The 23480-nt window shown below is 37.0% G+C and carries 26 protein-coding genes and 1 riboswitch; of the genes, 6 read left to right on the forward strand and 20 right to left on the reverse strand.

Annotated elements, in window-relative coordinates:
* Positions 1–27 precede the first annotated feature (27 nt).
* A complete protein-coding gene (locus LG276_RS19125; protein ID WP_095372025.1) occupies positions 28–351 on the reverse strand; it encodes a YuzD family protein in 324 nt (107 codons plus the stop codon).
* Positions 352–505: 154 nt separating this feature from the next.
* Here LG276_RS19125 and LG276_RS19130 point away from each other — a divergent pair, with 154 nt between their 5' ends.
* Entirely contained in the window at positions 506–745 is a 240-nt protein-coding gene (locus LG276_RS19130; RefSeq protein WP_095372024.1) for a NifU family protein, read from the forward strand.
* Positions 746–770: 25 nt separating this feature from the next.
* On the opposite strand, the gene thrB is transcribed toward LG276_RS19130, so the two are convergent.
* From thrB to yutH, 7 genes are all read right to left on the reverse strand, one after another.
* Positions 771–1703 carry a homoserine kinase gene (thrB, locus tag LG276_RS19135; protein ID WP_289434486.1) on the reverse strand — a complete coding sequence of 311 codons (933 nt, stop codon included), beginning with the start codon at positions 1701–1703 and terminating at the stop codon, positions 771–773.
* On the reverse strand, positions 1700–2764 hold the full coding sequence (gene thrC / locus LG276_RS19140; protein WP_307318362.1) for a threonine synthase: 1065 nt from the start codon (positions 2762–2764) through the stop codon (positions 1700–1702). Before thrC ends, thrB begins: the two co-directional genes overlap by 4 nt.
* Positions 2761–4059 carry a homoserine dehydrogenase gene (locus LG276_RS19145; protein WP_404292521.1) on the reverse strand — a complete coding sequence of 433 codons (1299 nt, stop codon included), beginning with the start codon at positions 4057–4059 and terminating at the stop codon, positions 2761–2763. The genes thrC and LG276_RS19145 overlap by 4 nt, the downstream gene beginning before the upstream one ends.
* 203 nt (positions 4060–4262) lie before the next feature.
* Positions 4263–5594: a PepSY-associated TM helix domain-containing protein gene (locus tag LG276_RS19150; RefSeq protein ID WP_404292523.1), complete on the reverse strand. Its 1332-nt coding sequence runs from the start codon at positions 5592–5594 to the stop codon at positions 4263–4265.
* Between the two features lie 30 nt (positions 5595–5624).
* On the reverse strand, positions 5625–6194 hold the full coding sequence (locus LG276_RS19155) for a DeoR family transcriptional regulator (RefSeq protein ID WP_095372019.1): 570 nt from the start codon (positions 6192–6194) through the stop codon (positions 5625–5627).
* A 291-nt stretch (positions 6195–6485) separates the two neighbouring features.
* Positions 6486–7451 carry a 2-hydroxyacid dehydrogenase gene (locus LG276_RS19160; protein ID WP_404292525.1) on the reverse strand — a complete coding sequence of 322 codons (966 nt, stop codon included), beginning with the start codon at positions 7449–7451 and terminating at the stop codon, positions 6486–6488.
* 208 nt (positions 7452–7659) lie between these two features.
* Positions 7660–8679 (reverse strand): spore coat putative kinase YutH, encoded by a 1020-nt coding sequence (gene yutH, locus LG276_RS19165; RefSeq protein ID WP_224938073.1) that lies wholly within the window; start codon positions 8677–8679, stop codon positions 7660–7662.
* Between the two features lie 186 nt (positions 8680–8865).
* Here yutH and LG276_RS19170 point away from each other — a divergent pair, with 186 nt between their 5' ends.
* A complete protein-coding gene (locus LG276_RS19170; protein ID WP_095373610.1) occupies positions 8866–9366 on the forward strand; it encodes a phosphatidylglycerophosphatase A in 501 nt (166 codons plus the stop codon).
* Positions 9367–9580: 214 nt separating this feature from the next.
* Here the strand turns inward: LG276_RS19170 and LG276_RS19175 are convergent, their stop codons facing one another.
* Together LG276_RS19175 and LG276_RS19180 are read right to left on the reverse strand one after the other, a co-directional pair.
* On the reverse strand, positions 9581–10348 hold the full coding sequence (locus LG276_RS19175; RefSeq protein WP_095372017.1) for a TIGR01457 family HAD-type hydrolase: 768 nt from the start codon (positions 10346–10348) through the stop codon (positions 9581–9583).
* An 11-nt stretch (positions 10349–10359) separates the two neighbouring features.
* Complete coding sequence (locus LG276_RS19180) at positions 10360–10797, reverse strand: DUF86 domain-containing protein (protein ID WP_404294459.1); 438 nt, start codon at positions 10795–10797, stop codon at positions 10360–10362.
* Positions 10798–10957: 160 nt separating this feature from the next.
* Here LG276_RS19180 and LG276_RS19185 point away from each other — a divergent pair, with 160 nt between their 5' ends.
* Positions 10958–11224: a DUF3055 domain-containing protein gene (locus LG276_RS19185; protein ID WP_095372016.1), complete on the forward strand. Its 267-nt coding sequence runs from the start codon at positions 10958–10960 to the stop codon at positions 11222–11224.
* A gap of 91 nt (positions 11225–11315) precedes the next feature.
* Positions 11316–11573, forward strand: a complete 258-nt coding sequence (locus LG276_RS19190; protein WP_251163570.1) for a hypothetical protein — start codon at positions 11316–11318, stop codon at positions 11571–11573.
* A 44-nt stretch (positions 11574–11617) separates the two neighbouring features.
* Here LG276_RS19190 and LG276_RS19195 read toward each other — a convergent pair whose 3' ends face one another.
* Positions 11618–11893 carry a YutD family protein gene (locus tag LG276_RS19195; protein WP_095372014.1) on the reverse strand — a complete coding sequence of 92 codons (276 nt, stop codon included), beginning with the start codon at positions 11891–11893 and terminating at the stop codon, positions 11618–11620.
* A 158-nt stretch (positions 11894–12051) separates the two neighbouring features.
* Between LG276_RS19195 and LG276_RS19200 the strand changes: the two genes are divergently transcribed.
* Positions 12052–12636 carry a YhcN/YlaJ family sporulation lipoprotein gene (locus LG276_RS19200; RefSeq protein ID WP_224938076.1) on the forward strand — a complete coding sequence of 195 codons (585 nt, stop codon included), beginning with the start codon at positions 12052–12054 and terminating at the stop codon, positions 12634–12636.
* Between the two features lie 55 nt (positions 12637–12691).
* On the opposite strand, the gene lipA is transcribed toward LG276_RS19200, so the two are convergent.
* Complete coding sequence (gene lipA / locus LG276_RS19205) at positions 12692–13612, reverse strand: lipoyl synthase (protein ID WP_224938077.1); 921 nt, start codon at positions 13610–13612, stop codon at positions 12692–12694.
* A gap of 252 nt (positions 13613–13864) precedes the next feature.
* On the opposite strand from lipA, the gene LG276_RS19210 reads away from it, so the two are divergent.
* Positions 13865–14797, forward strand: coding sequence for a M23 family metallopeptidase (locus tag LG276_RS19210; RefSeq protein ID WP_224938120.1), 933 nt, complete (start codon positions 13865–13867; stop codon positions 14795–14797).
* 108 nt (positions 14798–14905) lie between these two features.
* Here the strand turns inward: LG276_RS19210 and LG276_RS19215 are convergent, their stop codons facing one another.
* The 8 genes from LG276_RS19215 to LG276_RS19250 form a co-directional block, all read right to left on the reverse strand.
* Positions 14906–15610 carry an ABC transporter ATP-binding protein gene (locus tag LG276_RS19215; protein ID WP_095372011.1) on the reverse strand — a complete coding sequence of 235 codons (705 nt, stop codon included), beginning with the start codon at positions 15608–15610 and terminating at the stop codon, positions 14906–14908.
* Positions 15597–16388 (reverse strand): ABC transporter ATP-binding protein, encoded by a 792-nt coding sequence (locus LG276_RS19220; RefSeq protein WP_095372010.1) that lies wholly within the window; start codon positions 16386–16388, stop codon positions 15597–15599. Before LG276_RS19220 ends, LG276_RS19215 begins: the two co-directional genes overlap by 14 nt.
* 1 nt (position 16389) lies before the next feature.
* Complete coding sequence (locus tag LG276_RS19225) at positions 16390–17331, reverse strand: branched-chain amino acid ABC transporter permease (RefSeq protein WP_095372009.1); 942 nt, start codon at positions 17329–17331, stop codon at positions 16390–16392.
* Between the two features lie 5 nt (positions 17332–17336).
* On the reverse strand, positions 17337–18212 hold the full coding sequence (locus LG276_RS19230; RefSeq protein ID WP_224938080.1) for a branched-chain amino acid ABC transporter permease: 876 nt from the start codon (positions 18210–18212) through the stop codon (positions 17337–17339).
* A 241-nt stretch (positions 18213–18453) separates the two neighbouring features.
* On the reverse strand, positions 18454–19641 hold the full coding sequence (locus tag LG276_RS19235; protein WP_224938081.1) for an ABC transporter substrate-binding protein: 1188 nt from the start codon (positions 19639–19641) through the stop codon (positions 18454–18456).
* A 477-nt stretch (positions 19642–20118) separates the two neighbouring features.
* A complete protein-coding gene (locus LG276_RS19240; RefSeq protein WP_289434496.1) occupies positions 20119–21690 on the reverse strand; it encodes a Na+/H+ antiporter NhaC family protein in 1572 nt (523 codons plus the stop codon).
* A 172-nt stretch (positions 21691–21862) separates the two neighbouring features.
* Positions 21863–22047, reverse strand: a riboswitch (Lysine riboswitch).
* 124 nt (positions 22048–22171) lie between these two features.
* Positions 22172–22474 carry a YunC family protein gene (locus LG276_RS19245; protein ID WP_095372006.1) on the reverse strand — a complete coding sequence of 101 codons (303 nt, stop codon included), beginning with the start codon at positions 22472–22474 and terminating at the stop codon, positions 22172–22174.
* 61 nt (positions 22475–22535) lie between these two features.
* Positions 22536–23381, reverse strand: coding sequence for a DUF72 domain-containing protein (locus tag LG276_RS19250; RefSeq protein ID WP_289434497.1), 846 nt, complete (start codon positions 23379–23381; stop codon positions 22536–22538).
* Positions 23382–23480: the final 99 nt, after the last annotated feature.

The raw sequence follows: 23480 nt of genomic DNA on the forward strand, positions 1-23480 counted from the left end.
TGAGGTCAGAGGTTGCATTTTTTTCACTTACACCGCTGTAAATCCGTATTTCTCCATCTCCGCATAAATCACTTTCAACCTAGGATTACCTTCTCCAACAATTTGATCTTTGATTTTAACTACGGGATAAAACATATCTTCTTCAATTACACGAGAGGCGAAAGCTTTTTTTTCTTCATCTAATGGTGGGTTGAATATATCGACATATGATACTTTAAATTTTTGGTTTTCAAACTTTCTTGCCAGTGCCGCTTCAAGCCATTCGTATGTCTCTTTAGATGACGGTAAATTCACACAGCTTGCACATAGAACATCTGCTCCATATACAATAATCTCTAATTGGTCAGCCATGAAATGCTTCCCCCTTTTTCAATAAAAAAAATAATTTCACTCTTCATTCTATTTTACAATATAGTATAATAAGAGACATAAGTAAATGTTTCCTTATCATAGATTTTTATGGTTATCTTGATTATAATATAGATATGAAAGGAGTCGATTTTAAATGGCAGAACAAGCAGAAATGACAGGTCAAGTCCAAGAAGTACTAGATAAATTAAGACCGTTCCTTCTTCGTGATGGAGGAGATTGTGAATTAGTAGATGTAGAAGACGGGATTGTAAAATTACGTCTTTTAGGCGCATGTGGTAGTTGCCCAAGTTCTACAATTACTCTTAAAGCAGGTATTGAACGTGCTCTTTTAGAAGAAGTTCCTGGTGTTGTGGAAGTAGAACAAGTTTTCTAATGCCTACTTAATTAAAAAAGCGATGTCACATGACATCGCTTTTTATTTTTGAACTATTTTCTTTATAAATACGACTACCGATTAAATCCATTTGCAATGGAACTACTTTCATTCCATGTAAACCTGCACTCAAGAGCGTTGCCAGTTTTTGTCCTTCCCCATCACGTGCTAAGCATAATATAGTCGGTCCTGCGCCACTTAGTGCTACACCGAGTGCTCCATTCGCCATTGCAACTTTTTCTACTCCTTCAAGCTCTGGTACAATTTCTTTACGATAAGGTTGATGATAAAGATCTTTCATCATCATTTTACCTGCTTGTTCATAATCCCCACTAATAAGTGAAGCAATAAATACATTGCCAATTGCCCCTGCGTGAACAGCCTGTTTATAAGAAAGTTCCGTTGGCAATACTTGGCGCGATTTCTTCGTTAATAATTCAGATGTTGGGATACAAACGACAAAATCAACTTGAAGGTGGTAGAGTGATAAAGCGTCTACACCATCATCTGCTTGACTACCGATTAGCAATCCTCCAAGTAGGGAAGCACCGACATTATCGGGATGTCCTTCTATTTCAGTTGCCCATTCGAGCTTTTGTTGTTTTGTTAATCGTAAATCACATAATGTATCAGCAAGTTCGATTCCAGCCACAATCGCTGCCGCACTTGAACCTAACCCTCTAGCAATGGGGATATCACTGCTCACCGTTAATCGACAAGGTGGGCAATCCTGATTGTATTTCTTCGCTGTTTGCATAGCCACTTGAATAATGTAATTCTGCTCATCTGTTGGAAATGTCATCAATCCTTCTGAAAGAGGAATGACTTCCCATTGATCATGGGTTGTTACCTCAAGTCGCAAATACAAATTGAGGGCCAAACCAATGGAATCAAAGCCTGGCCCTAAATTTGCTGTACTAGCAGGTACTTCAATGACTAGCACTTCACCTGCCATCATACGTGGACAACTCCCTTTATATGCGCTGCCACAGCTTGCTCATCATTTGGCAATTTCACAGGTTGAACAGGACTCGCATCAATCGCCGTATTCGGATCTTTCAATCCATTTCCAGTTAAAACTGCTACTACTTTTGTTTGATGCTTAATTTCTCCATTACGTAATTGCTTATATACACCTGCAAGAGAGGCACATGATGCCGGTTCAGCAAAAATCCCCTCTGATGAAGCTAATTTTCTATACATACAAAGAATCTCTTCGTCACTGACTTCATCAATTTTCCCTTGCGATTCTTTCGCTGCATTCACAGCTAAATCCCAGCTTGCTGGATTACCGATACGGATAGCTGTAGCAACTGTTTCAGGGTTTTCAAAAACACGATTATGAACAATAGCTGCTGCACCCTCTGCTTCAAATCCATGCATTTTTGGTAGGCCTGTTTGTTTAGCTTGATGATATTCTTTAAACCCTTTCCAGTAAGCGCTAATATTGCCCGCGTTTCCAACTGGTAAGGCAAGAATATCTGGCGCCATCCCACCTAACTGATCACAAATTTCAAATGCTGCTGTTTTTTGTCCCTCAAGACGATAAGGGTTTACAGAGTTTACCAATGTAACGGCTTCTGTTTCACTAATTTTTCTAACCATTGATAAAGCTTGATCAAAATTCCCTTCAATTGAAACCACTTCTGCCCCGTACATGACTGCCTGTGCTAATTTTCCCATAGCGATTTTTCCTTCAGGAATCACGACAATACATCTTAGACCAGATCTCGCTGCATAGGCTGCTGCAGCTGCTGAAGTATTACCTGTAGATGCACAAATAATTGCTTCACTTCCAGCTTCTTTCGCTTTAGCTACAGCCATAACCATACCGCGGTCTTTAAATGAACCTGTTGGGTTTGCTCCTTCTGTTTTCACATATAAATCAATTCCCCAATCTCTTGAAAGGTTATCTAACCGAATTAAAGGAGTGTTGCCTTCATTTAGTGTAAGCATCGGAGTATTTTCAGTTATTGGTAAAAAATCTTTATATGATTGTAATAAGCCTTCCCATCTCATCGTTTGGCTCCTCCTTCTACACGATACGAACTTTTAATCTCTTTTACTGCCTCTAAGTCTCTTAAATGAAGCATAATATTTTCATAGTCTTCTAACGATGCTTGGTGTGTAACCACTACAATTTCAGCTAGTTCTTTCTCTTTGACAGGTACTTGTAGAATCTTCTCGAAACTCACACCTCTTTGCGAGAAAATATTTGTGATATTAGCGAAAACACCGACTTCATCACTTACATGTAAGCGCAGGAAGTATTTGGCGAAAATTTCATTATCGTTTTTTAATTTCTTCTCAAACTGTGGAACTGCCGCACTTCTTCCATTAACTCCTAATCTCATATTCTTCATGACTGCAACCAAGTCTGAAACAACAGCTGTTGCTGTAGGTAAGCTTCCCGCTCCTGGACCATAAAACATTGTTTCACCCACTGCCTCACCATACACATATACGGCGTTATATTCATCTTGCACACCCGCAAGTGGATGGGTTTCTGCTAACATCGTCGGTTGTACACTCACTTCTACTTTTTCGCCTTCTCGGTGAGCGATCCCAATTAATTTCATTGAATAGCCGAGTTGCTTCGCATATTGTAAATCTTCTTCCGTGATTTCCGTAATCCCGTTAACCTTCACATCATCTAAATCAATATTCATAGAGAAGCCTAATGTTGATAGAATGGCCATTTTTCTAGCTGCATCTAATCCTTCTACATCAGCAGTAGGGTCACTTTCTGCATAACCAAGTGCTTGTGCCTCTTTTAGAACCTCTTCGTAAGCACTGCCCTCTTTACTCATTTTTGTCAAAATAAAGTTTGTCGTGCCGTTAACAATGCCCATCATTTTCGTAATGCGGTCAGATGCTAAACCATCTACTAGCCCTCTTAAAATAGGAATACCACCAGCTACACTTGCTTCATAAAATAAGTCACATTGATTTTCCGAAGCAGCTTGTAATAATTCCGGCCCATAAACCGCCATTAAATCCTTATTAGCTGTCACAATATGCTTATGATGATTGATTGCTTCTTGGAGATAATCCTTCGTTTTCTCCAGTCCACCCATCACTTCGATGACTACATCTATATTATCGTTCTTTAAGATATCATCAGGGTTCGCTGTAAGTAGCTCTGGGTTTATTTCTACCTCTCGCTTTTTATCTAACTCTCTCACCAGAATTTTACTCACCTTTACCGGGCATCCAATTTGATGCATAAGCTTATCCTGGTTTCTTTCAATGATTTTTACTACACCTGAACCTACTGTGCCCAAACCTAATAAACCGATCGAGATTGCTTCCATTTCCGTTCCCCCTCAGATTGTTCTTATAGAAAGTACATTTGTATTTGTATAGTAGACATTATAGACCTGTTTCTTGTCTTTGACAATAGGAGAAAGTAGTTTTTTCTATTTTTCTATTAACGCTTTATCTTATAAATTTATAGCATCCGACTCTTGAAAATAAAAAAAGACATTTTCATAAAAACTGAAAATGTCTTCATCGCTTATTCTTTATTTTTTTTCACAAAACTAACTATACATTCAATAAGTGCCACGATAATGAGGGATATACCAAATAAAGGCATCAGTATACCTAAAAGGACCATTAACATTATAAAACCAATGGATATCCCTTTAAAATTTTTCGGTGGTGCAGAAAACTTGTCTTTTTTCTTCCGCGAAAGCCATGTTTTAAAACCCCAAAAAATAACAAAAAGAAAAGCAAGACAAACTACTAAGTTTAAAACCTTATTTGGCCAGCCAAATAAATGTCCTTCATGTAATGGAATCCCCCATGTAAACCATTTTTGTAAAAGATTATAATCCTCATAATTAACAGCGGCGATATATTCACCAGAATATTGGTCAAAGTAAGTAGTCATTTCTTCTGACGGACTCACATCCAAACCCGTCACACCGGAATTACTTCCTTTAGAAACAATATAAACACCGTCATCAGCAGAAGGGTAAACAATAGAATAAGGTTTACTAATATTTTCACTTTCCACTTCATCTATTAGTTGCCCTACTGAAATCATAAACTCATTATGTTCGATCTGACCTGATCCTCCGTGATGATGGGCATGAGGATCATCAGATGCTGGGGTTTCCTCTTGCCTTGTCGCCCATGGGATCTCATTAATATCAGATGTTGGTGGATTTAATTCCAGTTCAGGTGCATTATTACTGGCAGTTGTATAAATTATATTCCCCATAACCGCAGACCACGGTAAGCCCGTGAAAATAATAACTACCATTGGAATGGTAATGATTACACCTATAAGCGCATGTAATTTTTTATTACGAAAGTTCTTAGAACCATTTGCTTTTCTCGTTAAGATCTTCCCTTTAAAAGTCATATACAACCCACTGATTAGTAGAAAGATGGCCCAACAGGCCGCTAGTTCAACTAAATAATTGACCGGTGTTCCTCCTACAAATAGGGAGCTATGTATGCTACGCATCACATTTGAGTATGTATTAGCTGCATCCTGACTCCCAACAATTTGGTTTTGTTCATCAAGGAAAACATACTTTTGTTCCCCAGCCTCATCTGTTAAAGTTAAACGAGTATTATATGGCTCCTCCATGATACTAATCTTTGTAACAGCAAAGCCATGAAAGTCTTTTTCAACTTTCTCCATTCCTTCGTCTATTGTTAATTGTTCACTGTTTTCACTATCTCCAAAGAATAAATCATCATATAATTGATTTTCGACTTCTGGAAAAAACAAATAACCAATTCCTGAAAGAGTTAATGTAATAAGTAAGGGAGCAATAAAAATCCCCGCAAAAAAATGCCATCTCCAAAAACGATTATAAAATCCCTTTTTCATCTTGTATTCTCCTACTCTATAATCATAAAATTAGTTCGAATGACAACAGCCACCAGACATTTGCTTCACAATTTCTTTTATCGCTTCTTCAAACGGTAAGATTTCTCCGCCAAACCCTTGTTGGAATTGTTTGGCATGTTTATAAGAATTGAAACAAATCACTTGAGGGTGGCAGCAATTTAAATCAAGGTCAGCATTAATTAAATACAATGCTGCTTTTGCGCTCATCGTCGTATCTTTTAAGAAGTCTCTACAAATAATTTGTGTCACATCTTCCTTAATATCTTCATAACGTAATAATCCACAATGAGGACAACATGTTTGCTCAATCACATCATTCTCTCTGATGATTTGCACTGATAATCTTGCTTGCAATGGTTTCAAACAATAAGTACATTGGTTCTCTTTCGTTATATTTCTTGGAATGAGTGCAATCCCGTTAGATGTTTTAATGATTTTATCCTGTTTCAATAATGGCTTTATATCTCGATAAACCGTCATTTCTGATACGCCTAGTCTCTTACTAATTGTCGAAACTTTTAATGATCCTTCTTTCTCTAGCCAATCTATCATTTTTTCTCTTCTTTCAATTGGCAACATGAAATCCCTCCTCAAAAATATTTATGTTAGTAAAAGTGAATTCATAACGAATAATAACATAAAATCACATGTTTTTATTCGTTACTCTAAACAATTACTAAAAGGTTTGCTATCTATACACACTCTCTTCATATATATTGGTTTTTTTTCACATTTCAAAAAACACCATGATGAAAAAGAAATGTACTTGTGGATTATTTTTAAGGAGCATAAAGATAAATGAAATGTCAAAAACCCGTGTGCTATAACGCCCACGGGTTTTAACCTACTCGTTTAATTTACAAAGATGGTTTATTGTTTTACTGGTGTAAGTGGAGTCCCATCTGAAAATACTCGGTCAATGTTCTGTACGCATAATTCCATCATTTTATATCTTGTTTCAGTTGTTGCACTTCCAATATGAGGCAATGCGACTACTTGTTTTAATTGCAATAGAGGATGATCTCCTGAGATTGGTTCTTCTGCGAACACATCTAATCCAGCTCCCGCAATTTCACCCTCTACTAAGGCAGAGTAGAGGTCATCTTCATTGACTACTGGTCCACGTGAGGCATTAACAAAAATAGCTGAAGGTTTCATTTGCTGAAAGACTTCTTTTGTGAAAAGATTTCTTGTTTCATTTGTTAAAGGCGTTAAGCAGACGATAAAATCAGATTGACTGACAAGTTCTTCGAATGAAACATACTGGGCATGAAGCTCTTCTTCCGCTCTCTTTTTCCTAGTTCGATTATAATAAAGGATATGCATATCAAATCCTTTTGCACGTTTAGCAACCACCTCACCAATACTCCCCATGCCAACAATTCCAATGGTTTTTCTATGGACGTCATGTCCAGCTAATAGCAGTGGACTCCAGCTTTTCCACTGATTATTTTTCACATATTCTGCCGCTTCAATCATTCTCCTTGCCGTAGCTAATAATAATGAAAAAGTCAGATCAGCTGTTGATTCTGTTAGGACATCAGGTGTATTAGTGATTGTTACATTCGCGCGCTCTGCCGCTTGTATATCTATGTTGTCATAACCAACGGCCATATTGGCCACAACCTTTAATTTCGGGGCATGTTGAAATAATTCTTCATCTACTTTTTCTGATAACATTGTCATTAAGCCTTCTGCATCTTTCACCTTTTCGAGTAACACATGACGAGGGATTACTACATCCTCCTTGTCCCACATCTCAACATCGTATTTTGCTTGTAATGGCTCAATGACCTCATTTGGAAGTTTCCTTGTAATAAACAATTTCTTACCCATTCTCTCACCACTTCCCATTTTCTTTTCATTATAGGCAAATTTTTCATTTGGTGGAAGTGATTTTGCTTGGTGAGAAAGCACGATCCAGCTTGAACTTGGCTCGTGCTTATAAAATGGTTGATCTTTAGCTTCAGGTGAAGACTCATCTTAATTTATTGCTACATTATTGGAATGAATTGCCTGATGAAGGGTACATATATAAATTTATTTATTTCGATTCCAACCATTCAGGCATAGGAATATACCATTGTTTAGACACTTCCTGATGGTTTACGATTTCAAAAAAACGCGATATGAATTGTTCATATTCTGGCGATTGGTGCAAATACTTTTCTAATTTTTCCTTCAGAATATTTCGTTCTTGTTCTGTTTGTGCACCGTAATAGCTTTCGATGCATTCAAAATAATGAAGTGGGAACATCATTCTCGCATAATATAAACGCCATGAAAAACTTGACAATGGACTGATCGATTCATATTCTTCAACAAACTTTCTTACATCTGGTTGATAGGTTTTTATATTCTTGAAGTACTTCTCTCTCGTCCATTCGGCTAAATCTCTTGTGGCATGGTCAAATACCCAATCAAAAGGGTTTTTCACATAATATTGTTCTCCCCATGTACGATTAGAAAATCTTTCATGGCAGACAGTGCCAGTATCAGTCATCATCGGTTCATCATCAAATTCCGTATCAACAATATATTGAATCGCATTTTCAGCCATTCCCATGTAATAAGGAAATGATTCTAAAAATAGGCGGTCAAATTCACTTTCTCCATCAAATTGAAATACCATATCATTCCATACCTTTTCCATTTGATCGAGTCTTGTTTCCCACAGTGTTTTCCATTGACCGATTCGACTTGTTTGTTCCACTGCAAAATTAACCGTTCTCCCTCGAAAGTGGAATTTTGCCAACTTCCTGCCGAAATGTCCTTCTTTTCTTGGCTGTAAACGTTGATTACTTAAAACTGCATATCTCGCTTCCTCCCACTCAGTATAAGGCTTTCCTTCTGTTGTTTTTTTAAATCCAGCAATATTCTTATCCCCACTCATTCTTAAATGCTCTGCAATTTGATCCAGTTCAGTGAGCGCCTCTTCTTTTAAATGATTAGCAGGGACTAATATATACACTTCATTTTGTGATTTACAAGCATTATAATGATCAAACCGAAACTCTTCTTCCGCCTGAATATTATATTTTTCCTTGAGTAAACGTCTTAACATTCGTCATAACCCCCTTTTAATCAAGCTAAATAGATGCATTTTATTCAAATATATGAAAAAATAGCTAAAACTTGTTGATTTATTTTTAGGGGATATGATGGTTTGAAAGTTCGCAAGCTATCATTACTATCATATAGTAGTAAAGAGCAGCATAAAGCGAATAAAATTATAGAAAAAGGTGAACTCATGAGTGAAGAAAAAGCAATTACTTTAACAGAGAAAACAGCAAGAAAATGGCTCAAAGAACGAGGAGTAGAGATTGTTGATATTGCTGAGTTAGTGTATTTTCTTCAAGAGAAATATCATCAAAACTTGAAAATAGAAACATGTATCGACAATGTAGAAAGAGTATTATCCAAACGGGAAGTACAAAACGCCATTCTCACCGGTATTCAATTAGATATGCTTGCAGAAGAAAAGAAATTAATGGAACCACTGCAATCCATTATTGAAACAGATGAAGGATTATATGGTGTTGACGAAGTTTTAGCGCTATCAATTGTAAATGTGTATGGTTCAATCGGAATGACCAATTTTGGTTATGTAGATAAATTAAAACCCGGTATCTTAGGTCCATTAAATGATAAAAACTCTGAAAGATGCCATACTTTTTTAGATGATATTGTTGGTGCCATTGCTGCTGCGGCTTCTAGTCGCCTTGCCCACCGTGCGCATCATGTGGAATAGATAGAAGAAAAATAGTAGGACATCACTTTATAGTGAGCCTGCTATTTTTATTTTACTCTCCTTTATATTACTGTAGAGTTTTAGATAAATTTGTTGTTATAAAAAGCGTTCATGTTCACTCGCATGACTGTCTATAATCGTCTTCTGCATCAACATCTATTCCAACAATATAAAAAACAGCAAGTACATCTTTCGTACTGCTGTTCTTCATTTCTTATAAGTATTCCCACTGATTTAGTGTATCTACAACAAAGGTTGGTTGCTTGTCGTAGCCTTTTAAAAGTTCCTTCGTTGTTACGCCTGTATGAACCAATAATGTGTCTAGACCAGCATTCATTCCTGCCTTGATATCTGTATCATAGTTATCTCCAACCATCAATGTATGAGCTTTATCTGTGCCTAAAACTTTTAACGCTTGCTCCATAATGATCGCTTCTGGCTTGCCAATAAAAGTTGGGATAGTTTGCGTCGATACACTAATGACTGAGGTTAATGAGCCATTGCCAGGTAAAAGTCCTCTTTCAGTTGGAATGGCAATATCACCGTTTGTAGAGATAAAGGTAGCTCCATTTCTTACAGCCAAACAAGCTGTTGCAAGTTTCTCGTAGTTGATGTCACGATCGATTCCTGAAACAACATAATCGGCGTGCTCACCTGCAAAGTGAAAGCCCTTTTCTTCTAATGCCTGTCTAATCCCTTCTTCTCCGATCACAAATATAGACGCTTCGGGACTTCTTTGAAAAATATAATTCGCCGTTGCCATACTAGTTGTAAATACTTTATCTTCAGTCGCCTCAATGCCAAAATTTTGAAGTTTTTCAGCAACTTGTTTTGGGGTTCTAGATGAATTGTTTGTGACAAAAAGGTAGGGAATGCCTCTTTCTTTTAACCCTTGAATAAAGGAAACGGCTTCATGAATTAATTGTTTTCCTTTGTACATCGTCCCATCTAAATCAATTAAATAACCTTTATATTTTGTCATTTACTTTCCCCCTAATTTCTAAAAGCTGATACAGGACCAAGTTCTTTCATTAAATAGTCTCTAACAGCTGTAGGGAATTTTTTTAATTGAGCTAATTCTAATTGGAAGCTCTTGTTTAATTCATCATGTTGAATGCCTGTATAACTTTGCACTAATGGCTTACGGTAAGCAATAACCTTTTTATAGCTGATAGCCATTTCATGGTCAATGACTTTTTCATCTTCCAGAATATCAATAATATCTTCATAACTACCTGGGTCTCTCATAATAAAGCCATCAATCATTGAATTACCTACATCTAAGACCGCCTCAATAACCATATGGCTCAGTCTTTCAAGCGCAAGTTTCTCTATATCCGAATGAAGTGCTGTATGTTTCCCTAATAGTGATAGTTGTTTTTCCAAATAAACGAGGATTTCCTCAATTTTTTCTCGATCAACAAAATACATGTCCCTCACCTTTCTCATCCCATACTTCCTATCTATTGTATCTCATTCATAACAATGAAGAAAGTTCTCCCTTATGTGAGTATAAAATCAATTTCCTGTCTGCTAAGATTTTGTTATGATAAATGTAGCATGGATAGTTAGAAAGGGGTCTATACGTTAAATGACCGAAAGATTCTTTTTATATGATGATTTAGAAGATACAAAAACACGCTTTGTTAGTTTTATGGGTGAAAATCAACGCTTTGATTTAGCGCTTGTTCGTTCAGATCGGTATTATGGAAAACAACTTGTTCTTGATATTCAAGGAAGTCGTTTTGCTATTATTGGTACCGATGACCTTGAAGAAGAGGGTTATTTAGAACATGCTTTTCAATTGGAGAGCGAAGATGCAGAAGAGTTAAGAGCCTTTTTATATGAGGTCATTTAACCGATTGGATAATATTGATTGCTCCTGCAAATAGTATAAATGGGAGCGTAGCAGGCTCTCATTTTTTCTCATATTATTAGGAGTGATATCAATGGATCAAAAAAAGAATTACTCGGATTTTGACAATGTTGAATCACAAAAGGAAAACCTCGCAGTGGAAGATTTACCTGAGGGCCCGTATGGTGCACCAAGAGGGAAGCATACACCTGTTGAGAACAAAAGTTCAGAGTGGGAAGAAGGTCAACACCAATCTAGTGCATTTGTTTATGAAAATCGGGAACTTCATGCTGACATTCCTAGAGAAATGCCTGGAGCACACGATCCCCATTCAGAAGCTTCAGATGAGTAATTTTAACAGAAAAAAAGCTGGACGAATAATTCGTTCAGCTTTTTCTATTGCTTCACTCTTTTTACAACGAAATAAGGACAACCAAAATTACAATATTCGTATAAATACTCTGTCAAAGTGCTAATTTTCGTATCATACGTCGCTTTTTGATTCTGATCGTCAAAAAAACCTCTAAGTCTTAGTTGGCCGTATCCCCAGTCACCTACAATATAATCATAACGATTTAATATTTCACTATATCGACCCCGAAAAGCTTCTTCATTAAATCCGTCTCTAATATCTTCAATTACTTCATAACATGCGTTTTGTATACAAACCAATTGATCTCACCTCTTTTTCATTGGCTCACTAATTAAATTATAAAGAAAGTTAACGTCTATGTACAATAGTCCTATTTTAAATTATAACTGATTCACCATCAATTACTAAGGAAAAAAACGAAAGAATCGGAAAAGATATTGTTAAGGGGGTGTTTCTGATGAAAAAAATGATAATGTTCATCGGGATATCCAGTATGGTTGCTCTCACTGGATGTCAAGCAGCCGATCATTCCGCTAAAGGTGATATTTATCCCGAAAGTGGCAATACGGTTAATGTGAATGATCAGCGAACAGATATTTACAATACTAGTCAGCAAAGTAGTGAAGATTTCGGATACGTTCGTCATCAAAAAAGTCCTATTTATGGAGAAAAGGTATCCAATGAACATTATGCTGCCATTAATCGTGAAAAAGTGGCTGATATTATCGGAAAATATTGTACTGAACTTCCAAATGTGGATGATGTGTCTACATTAGTGACAGACAATGAAGTGTTAATTGTTTATAATACGGATTCAGATAATCGTGAATCAACTGCTACACAAGTAGAAAAAATGGCAGAATCAGTTGTTCCCGGATGGTTTGATATTTATACGACTGACAATACCAATCTCCGCAAAGAAATAGAAAGTTATTCTACGATGGATGCAGATAGTGAGCACACCCATTATGGTATTGATCAATTAACGAGCCAAATGAAAAAAGCCGATATTAACAAGTCTGAAAAGATGTCAAATAAGTAACGCTGTGAAATATCAAAAGAGGATTAGCTCCTTTAGCTAATCCCCTTTCTTGTGTTTACGCTTCTTTCGCGTCTACTTCACCCATTTGTTGTCTTTGCTTAGCTGCTGCATTTACTTGTTCATCTGCATGATAGGAAGAACGAACCATTGGACCTGCTTCACAATGGCTAAACCCTTTGGACATTGCAATTTCCCTTAATTCATTAAACTCATCTGGATGATAATATTTTACAACTTTTATATGTTTTTTAGATGGTTGTAGATATTGACCAATCGTCATAATATCTACGTCATGCGCTCGCAAATCATCCATCGTTTGAATGATTTCTTCTTTTGTTTCCCCTAGCCCCACCATTAAACTTGATTTGGTTGGAATTTCAGGTTGCATTTCTTTAGAACGTTGTAAAAATTCAAGTGATCGTTTATATGTAGCACGCGCTCTTACTCTTGGCGTCAGTCTTTCTACTGTTTCAATATTATGGTTTAAGATATCTGGTTTTGCATCCATTACTGTTTTAAGATTTTCATATACCCCGCCCATATCAGAAGGTAAAACCTCTACAGTTGTAAATGGACTTTTTCTTCTAATGGCACGAATCGTTTCCGCTAAAATAGCTGATCCACCATCTTTTAAATCATCTCGCGCAACCACTGTAATAACTGCATGTTTTAAATTCATTAAAGCGACAGAATCAGCTACGCGTTCTGGTTCTTCCCAATCAAGCTCAGTTGGCAGTCCTGTTTTGACCGCACAAAAACGACAGGCTCTTGTACAAACAGAACCTAAGATCATAAATGTTGCTGTCCTTCTTACCGCCCAACATTCATGAATATTTGGGCATTTTGCCTCTTCACATACAGTATGAAGATTCTTTTCTCTCATCATTTTCTTTAATCCGGTGTAGTTTTTATTAGTGTTTAACTTTATTTTCAACCAATCCGGCTTACGTAAATGTTCATCTTTCTTAGTCGTCATTCTTCTTCACTCCATCCCAGAATTTCAAAAAGACGCTTTTTTTTATCATCATTTTTATCTAGAGAGTCTTACAGAAGCAACTTTAACACATGGAAGTAGATAGAACAACCTCGTTCATTAAAAATCTTCCAATATTTTATATTTATCGTTTTTCTATTTTATCACAAACTATAACAGTAATTAGAAGAGAAGGGAGGTTTATTGGTGCGAGTTTTCACATTACTTATCACCTTAACAACGGTCTTATCCTTTATGCAACCAGAAACGGCAGCAGCCTCCGAATTAGATGATATTTACGCAAAAAGAATGGCGCTTTATGAAAGAATTGAAACAGTCACGACCATTCCTTGGTATTATCTTGCTGCCATCGATCAATATGAAAGAAATGTAAGACAATCAAGAAGAGACTTACCTAAAGCTGAAGGGATTACTGGCATTTACTTTAAACCGGAGGAATGGGTTGGTTTCACAAACCCAAACATAAATGACGAAGACCCAAAGACGATAGAGTTCTTTAATGGTATTGGCTTTGATGGTGATGGTGACGGAAAAGCAAGTTTAGATAGTGATGACGATGTATTGTACGCATTTGCTAACTTTCTACTTCGTTATGGTACGGATTATGAGAACATTAAAATTGGTATTTGGAACTATTATAAACGTGATAAATCGGTCAGAATTATTATGGGAAAGGCAAAGCTTTATCAAAACTACGGGAGACTTAATTTAGATGAACATGTTTTTCCTGTCCCAATTGGTACTCATTATAGCTATCGTAGTACATGGGGAAGTGCGAGAGGTTGGGGTGGTAGAAGAATCCATGAAGGAACAGATATTTTTGCTGATTACGGCTTACCAGTTAGAGCTACCAGCTATGGTATTGTCGAAATGAAAGGCTGGAATAAATATGGTGGTTGGCGAATTGGTATTCGCGATATCAACAATAACTATCACTATTACGCTCACCTAAGCGGATTTTCTGATGACTTAAAAGTTGGTCAAATAGTTGAACCTGGCAAAGTCATTGGTGGTGTCGGTAGTTCTGGCTATGGACCAAAAGGGACTTCGGGGAAATTCCCTCCACACCTCCATTATGGTATGTATAAGGATAATGGCTATACTGAATGGTCGTACGATCCATACCCTCATTTGAATCTTTGGGAAAGACAAGAAAGAGCAAAGTAAACGAGGAATAGATGACGCCTTCTTGTTAGAAGCGGCATCTAACTCCTCGCTTTTTGAATTTCGCTTGAGCAATGATCCATTACCCAATATTTTGTTAACGGGTTCTTTTTATCCGCCTAAATAAGCCATACGGATTTCATCACTTTCTTGTAAATCTTTTGCTGATCCGGTGAGCACTACTTTTCCAGTTTCAAGGACATACCCTCTTTTCGCAATAGAGAGGGCCATATGCGCATTTTGTTCAACAAGTAAAATCGTTGTTCCATTTGTTTCATTAATTTCTTCTATAATACTGAAGATGGTCTTAACCATAATTGGGGCAAGGCCCATGGATGGTTCATCTAACAAAAGCAACTTAGGTCTAGCCATAATGGCTCTGCCCATCGCTAACATTTGTTGTTCTCCGCCTGATAAAGTTCCGGAAAGCTGTCCTTTTCTTTCGAATAATCGCGGGAAAAGTTCATAGACTTTCTGGATATCTTTTTGTACTTCTTTATCTTTTCTCACAAAAGCGCCTAGTTCTAAATTTTCTTCTACAGTCATATTCGAGAACACGCGTCTTCCCTCTGGTACATGCGATATCCCAGCCTTTACAATCGTTTGTGCTTGTTTACCAACAATCGATTGATTCTCATATTGAATCACGCCTTGCTTCGGCTTTAATAATCCTGATAACGTTTTTAATAGTGTGCTTTTCCCGGCTCCGTTTGCACCAATTAAAGTGACAATCTCTCCTTCTAATACCTCTAACGAGACGCCCTTTAATGCATGAATATTCCCATAGTAAACATCTATTCCATCAACCTTGAGCATCCGAAGAAACCTCCTCTCCGAGATAAGCCTCGATTACTTTTGGGTTACTTCTAATTTCTTCTGGCAACCCTTCGGCAATTAATTGCCCATGGTCAAGCACATAAATTCTTTCACATATCCCCATAACTAAATTCATATCGTGCTCAATTAAGAGTATTGTTAAATCAAACTTCTCTCTAATAAAGCGAATGAGCTCCATAAGGTCATGTGTTTCTTGTGGGTTCATACCGGCAGCCGGCTCATCTAACAGCAAAAGCTTTGGTCCAGCTGCTAATGCTCTTGCGATTTCTAATCGCCTTTGTTGTCCATATGGCAAGTTTTTAGCTAATTCATCCTTCACATGTTCGAGCTGAAAAATACGTAATAGTTCTATTGATTTGTCTTCCATTTCTTTTTCTCCGTTAAAATGAGAAGGCAACCGCAGAATCGAGCTTAACATCGAATGTTTCGCACGCGAATGATTCGCTACTTTTACATTATCTAACACAGAAAGATCATTGAATAAACGAATATTTTGAAACGTCCTACTGATTCCTTTCCTTGTCACCTGATAGGGAGGGAGTCCGTTTAAACGTACACCTTCTAAGAAAATATCTCCTTCAGTTGGCACGTAGACACCAGTTAATAGGTTGAAGCTGGTCGTTTTCCCTGCTCCGTTTGGACCAATCAAACCGATCAGTTCCCCTTGGTGAATTTCCAAATCGAATCCTGAAACAGCTTTTAAACCGCCAAAAGAAATACCAGCTTGATTGACTTTTAATAATGGTTGATTCTCCATTTTAGCTTCCTCCTTTCACGCTTTTACGTTTAAAGAGGTCCGTAATTTCCTTTGTCCCCAATAAACCTTGCGGACGGTAAAGCATAACTAGAATGAGCACGGCACTATAGATAATCATTCGTGTTTCAGGATAACTTTGTAAAAATGTGGAGACAATCGTTAACAAAATAGCCGAGATAACCGCCCCAGATAGACTGCCTAATCCCCCTAATACGACGAAAATGAGGATATCAAATGATTTCAAAAAACCAAATTGAACGGGTTGAATAATATAAAAATTATGAGCATATAACCCCCCTGCGATTCCTGCGAAAAAAGACCCAATGGCAAATGCCGCTACTTTATAGTAGGTCGTATTAATACCCATCGCATCGGCAGCGATTTCATTTTCTCTAATCGATATACATGCGCGACCATGCCTTGAATTTGTAAAATTCACAATCACTAATACGGTAATAAATAAGCAGATGAAGGCTGAAGTCCAAGTTGTCATCTTTGTGACCTGCATACCTGCTGCTCCACCTACTGCATCAATATTTAAGAAAATGATGCGGATAATCTCTGCAAATCCTAATGTTGCAATCGCTAAATAATCACCACGTAACCTTAAAGAAGGTATCCCAACAATTAAGCCAGTTAAAGCGGCAACAATCCCACCAATAATAAGTGCAATAGGAAATGGAAGTGAAAGTTTCATCGTTACAATTGCTGAAATGTAAGCCCCAACAGCTAAAAAACCAGCATGTCCGATTGAAAATTGTCCTGTAATGCCAATAACTAAATGTAAACTGACGGCCAAAATAATATTAATACAAATATAAACAAGTGTATTCACATGATAATTATTAATCATTCCAGTATTTGCAGCCATCTGAACTGCAAAATAAACAATAATGGAGAGAATAACAAACAACCAGAAACCTTTGATCTTCTTCGTATTCATCCTTTTTACACCTTCTCTCTTGCATTTTTACCAAAGATACCTGATGGCTTGAATAAAAGGATTAAAATGAGAATGACAAATGCTGCCGCGTCTCTCCATAAAGAGTAACCAAGGCCACTAACAACCGTTTCAACTACACCTAACACAAGGCCACCAACCATCGCTCCAGGAATAATACCGATGCCACCTAGTACAGCTGCAACAAAAGCCTTTAATCCTGGAATCACGCCCATTAACGGTTCTATTTTTGTATAATACACACCAAAGAAAACACCTGCTGCCCCGGCCAAGGAAGAGCCAATAGCAAATGTGGCGGAAATGGTTGTGTTTACATTAATCCCCATCAACCTTGCAGCATCCATATCATGTGACACAGCCCGCATTGCTTTACCGATTTTGGTTTTATGAACAATAAATTGTAGAACGATCATTAGCACAATCGAAGTGCCTAAAATCATAAGTGATTGACTACTGATTTGTGCACCCAAAATATTATAGGTTTGATTGCTAATGACTTCAGGATAAGCTTCTGGTTGTGCACCTCTAAAGTAAATAAATAAATACTGTATAAATAAAGAAATCCCTATCGCTGTAATGAGGGCAGCAATTCGCGTAGAACCTCTCAACCTTCGATATGCTACTCGCTCAATTAACATACCCATCCCTGCACAGACAGCCATTGCAATAATTAAGGCAGGAAAGAATCCTAACCCCCATCCAGCAATCGCATAAAAACCAACAAACGCCCCAATCATAAATACTTCACCGTGGGCAAAGTTAATCAATTTGATAATTCCATAAACCATTGTATAGCCTAAAGCAATCAGTGCATAAATACTTCCTAACGATATCCCATTTACTAACTGTTGAATCCAATCCATGAATCCCCACTCCTCTTCAAATAACCCGAATAGCTTCAGATAGAGAGTGACAGCTAGCGAAAACGCTATGCTGAATATCTCCTCATAAGGTAATAATTGACACGCTAATTTCAAAAAACCATTGCCCCTGAGCAATCTTAGACTATGAGATTATTAGCTATCACATCAGGAATTACCCTTTCATATCTGATAAAAAAAATGGAAGGCCCACTCGCTCCTCCCATTTTAATACAGCCTCATTTTAAGGATTTACTTTCGTTTTGAAGACTTGCTCCCCATCCTTATATTCCAATACAGTAGCTGATTTAATTGGGTTATGATCTTCATCAACTGAAATGATACCCGTTACAAGAGTTAAATCTTTCGTCTCAGCTAAGGCATCTTTGATTTTCTTCGCATCACTTGTACTTTCGGCACGCTCCATGGCATCTTTCAACATATATACAGAGTCATAACCTAATGCATTAAAAGCATCTGGTGATGAACCATTATATTTTTCACCAAACTTTGTTACAAAGGATTGAATCGTCTCGTCTGGATCACCCGAAGAATAATGGTTTGTTATAAATGTATTATTTAAGGAATCCCCTCCGGCTAATTCAACAAGCTTTGGTGAATCCCAACCGTCAGCACCCATTAGCGGTACGTCAATACCCATTTCACGTCCTTGTTTGACAATAAGTCCTACTTCTTCATAATAACCAGGGATAAAAATAAATTCGGGATTAGCTGATTTAATTCTTGTAAGTGTGGACCTGAAATCAGTATCCTTCGCCACATACGATTCTTCGGCTACTATTTTTCCACCTGCTGCTTCGAAAGTTTCTTTAAAGGAAGCTGCTAAACCTTTTGCGTAATCACTTGCGTTATCAGCATAGATAGCTACATTTTTCACTCCTAATTCATTGGCAGCAAAATTCGCTGCTACTGTTCCTTGGAAAGGATCAATAAACGAGGTACGGAATACAAAATCATTTAAGCTTCCATCATCATTCACTGTTACATTTGGACTCGTACCTGAAGGAGAAAGCAATACCGTCTCTGAATTATTAGCCACTTGTGCTTGAGCAACTGTGTTACCACTTGTAGCAGACCCAATAATAGCTACGACATCATCATTTTCCGTTAATTTAATAGCTGCATTGGTTGCTTCTGCTGCATCCGATTTATTATCGACTTTTACAATTTCTATCTCTTTACCGTCGATTCCACCATCTTTATTAATTTCATCCACAGCCAATTCGATTCCTTCAGCAATTCCTTCACCATATGAGGCAACTGCACCAGAAAGTTCTAGGTTGGCACCTATCTTGACAGTATCACCAGACTCACCACCACCTGCACTATCACTACCACAGCCAGCAAGGAAACCTGCAGCTCCTATAGTAGAAGCTAAAAGAACAGCCGTCATTCTCTTTTTAAAAAACATAATGATCCCCCTCTTTTTGATTATTCCAACAACTAAGAGCATGGTTCAAATCCCCCATATAAACCCCACAAGAAAAGATACCACACAAAAAAGTAGACTAAAATAACCAAAATGTAATATTTTTCTGATAATTGCTATAAATCTAAAAATAGTATAGTATCATTTTATTCATCTGTCAAAACAATCTTTGTGAATAATATTAATATTTAGAATTTTATTAATAGTTTAGAGCGTTAAAGGGTTTCTTTTTCATATGTTTTGTTTGTAAAACTCTATCATTATATTCATAAAATAATTAATAGTAGATAGATATAATGTAGTTCATTCAATTGTTAATAATTAGCAATTAAAAATAACTAGCTACTTTTATATAAAGTAAAATAACTTTGCTTATGTAGTAATTTTAGACTTGTAAGATAGAAAAAGAGGAATGAACCGACGAGTTCATTCCTCCTTCCTATATGTTCAAAAGAACTATTATATCATCTTCTCGGTTTTTGTACCGAACATTTTAACAACAAGTAAAATCCCTGCCATCATAACAATCAAAGCAGCTAATGCAATAATTACACTTCCACTTACACCCAAAATAATATAAGAGATGGCCGCAGCAACAGCTGCTGTAAAGGCATAAGGAAATTGTGTAATGACATGATCAATCAAATTACTTCCTGCACCTGTGGCGGATAAAATAGAAGTATCAGAAATCGGTGAAGCATGATCTCCGAATACTGCCCCTCCAAGTACAGCTGCCATTGCAGGAATCAGCAGGGATATATCTGTAGCTACAGCAATATCACCAGCTATTGGAAGAAGAATGCCAAATGATCCCCAAGATGTCCCTGTACTAAATGCCATAAGTGCCGCAATAATAAATAGGATAACAGGGATAAAATCATGACTAAGATTCGATTGATTAATAACGCTAGCCAAGTATTCCCCTGTACCTATTTGACTAATCAAATCTCCGAGTAACCAAGCAAAGATTAAGATCAATACTGATCCAAACATAGATTTCATCCCAACCCATGTAGCTTTCAAATAAAAATTACTCGTTAGTTTATCATCTTTCTTTAATACTTGAGCAAATTGTACGTAAGCAACAGCTAAACTCAATAATCCTCCGACAATTAATGATAAGGCCACATCTGTGTTTTCTAATAAGGATACTAACGACACATTCCCCTCTGCCCCATTAATGCCTGTCCAAGCCATCATACTCACTGTTCCAATAAATAAAACAATGATTGGCCAAACAAGATGACCAACAGTCCCTTTCGTACTAATAGGTAATTCTTCTTGAACCTCGTCTTTCAACTGTTTCTTCTTATCAAATAGAATTCCTTGTTCAATAGCTTGTTTCTCATGTTTCTTCATTGGACCAAAATCAATTTGCCCAACAACAATAATAAACACCATTATGATTGCCGCCCATACATAAAAATTTAACGGAATGATTTGCATGAAAGCAGAGAAAGCACTATAATCAGTTATTTTATGAGACACTAAAATCGAGCCAATTAAGGCGATAATTGATGCTCCCCAACTTGATATAGGCGAAATAACACACAAAGGTGCGGATGTTGAATCAATTAAATAAGCAAGCTTTACACGTGATACTTTTTGTCGATCAGTAACAGGTCGAGATACCTGTCCAACTGTTAACGCATTAAAATAATCATCTATAAACAAAATCATACCTAAAACTACGGTTAATAACTGTGCACCCACTCTCGTTTTCACACGCTTCATTGCCCATTCACCAAAGGCACGACTACCACCCGAAAGTGAAATAAATGCAGTAATGCTACCAAGAATAAGTAAGAATAATAGAATGAATATATTCCAAGTATTTAGCCCTTCATCTGTTATGAAAAGTGCTATAAACGACGAGAAAAATATTTGTAGCGTATCTAGCGGTTGATATCCTCCAATTAAGATAGCTGCTGTTAACGCCCCTAAACCAAGGGAGAGAATCACCCTTTTTGTTAGTATAACCAAAAGCATCGCTACCAAAGGTGGCAGCACAGAAATAAATGTACCTGTCATAAAAAGACCTCCTATTAGTATAGGAGCTATAGACATGAACGAATGCGTCTCATATCAATTAACGATCAGAGAAAGGTATCCTCCACTTTTCTTTGATCCTTAATTGATAATAAAAAAAGAGTAACGATAGAGATTCTATCATTACCCTTCAAGAAGTAACGTTATTCTCCATCACGACTGTAGCTCCCCATTATGGTTAATATACCTCCATAATGACAGTGTTACTCCTATTTAGAGCAACCCCAACAAATAAATATTGACGTACCTATTTGCTTCGGCAAATCTCCCTTTTATCAAAGTTCACTGTTGTCATCCTCACATTGATTACTAATGATGATTTGCGCCTCTACCCCATCGGATTGATAAGGCATTATTCAATTGTTATACATTATATCAAAATATAATTATTTATGCAAAACTCTATCAAAACCTAAAATATACTTAAATTTATTATTTTTAAGATATAGTAGGATACTATAACCTATACCATTCTTAATAGCGCTTCTCTTCCGATCATCCCTTTTTTAATTCCTAATTCCTCTGCAGCAAAAGTGACTGATTCAAGTGGTGCATCTATTAGTTGTTGAATCGTTTTTACCCCTACGGCTCTACCAGCAATGACATGGCGATCTTTTAATTTTTCATTTAATAACGCAACGTCTAATGCACCACACATGATATATCCTTTATCATTTGATACGACTAACAAATTAGTTTTTGGCAGCTCAACGGATACAGTCATAAACGTATGACCATCCAAAATAACAGGCTTTAATTCAACCATGACCGTCCCCCCTTCCCTTTAACAATTTATGTTATAGGTAGAGATTAGGTGTACTCATTAGTTAAAATAAACCGAGTTGTTTTGGAGCTAATCCCTCATATTCAATTCCTAATATTTCTAGAATTTCCTTTGCATTATCCGCTGCGTCACCACCAGAATTATTATTAAATAGTACATAGACGTCCTTTGCCTCTTTTTGTAATTGCTTTAATCGCTCTGCCCACTCCAATAATTCCTGGTGATTATAACGGTATAGATAGCGAACTTCACGCCAATTTGGTTGTTTTTTATTTTGCCACCCATGAACATTACGACCATGCAAGCGGACAAGTACAATTGGATGACCGCAAGTATGCATTACAATTGGAACAGAGCCCTCCCCTGCTTGTGGTTCATCACAAACGGTATGTATCCATTTCTCTTCCTTGATAAAATTTAAAGTACCTTCTATAAACGCATCTTGATACCAAGACTGATGACGAAATTCAACAGCACATGGTATTTCTCCCATTTGCTGTTTACACCAGCGTAAATATTGAACGTTTTCCTTTTTACAATTAAACCACGGTGGAAATTGAAATAGGACCATCGCTAACTTATTTTCTCTTATATAAGGGGCAAGCGACGCTTTAAAAGCAGCAAACATTTCTTCCTTGGACTCAAAAGGAATCTCTCCCCTTTGATGCCCCGTCATCCCCTGATAAGCTTTCACAACAAATTTAAATGAAGCAGGCGTTTCCCTCACCCACTTTTCCCCGTTCCTTTCTGGCTGTACGGCATAAAAGGAGGCGTCTACCTCAACTGTTGGAAAATGAGCGCCATATTCTAATAGTTTATCTCGGTTAGATACACGCTCCGTATATAGGCTGTCATGATCTCCCCATCCAGTTAAACCAATCCTAATCATTCCATCACCTCATCTACCAATAATCTTCATACTGATTATTTTACCTAAAGGATATAACCATAAACAAGAAACACAATGAAATAAGTCAAAAAGAATCAG

Origin of the sequence: Cytobacillus kochii, assembly GCF_044790165.1 — a bacterium.
GTDB classification, from domain to species: domain Bacteria; phylum Bacillota; class Bacilli; order Bacillales; family Cytobacillaceae; genus Cytobacillus; species Cytobacillus kochii.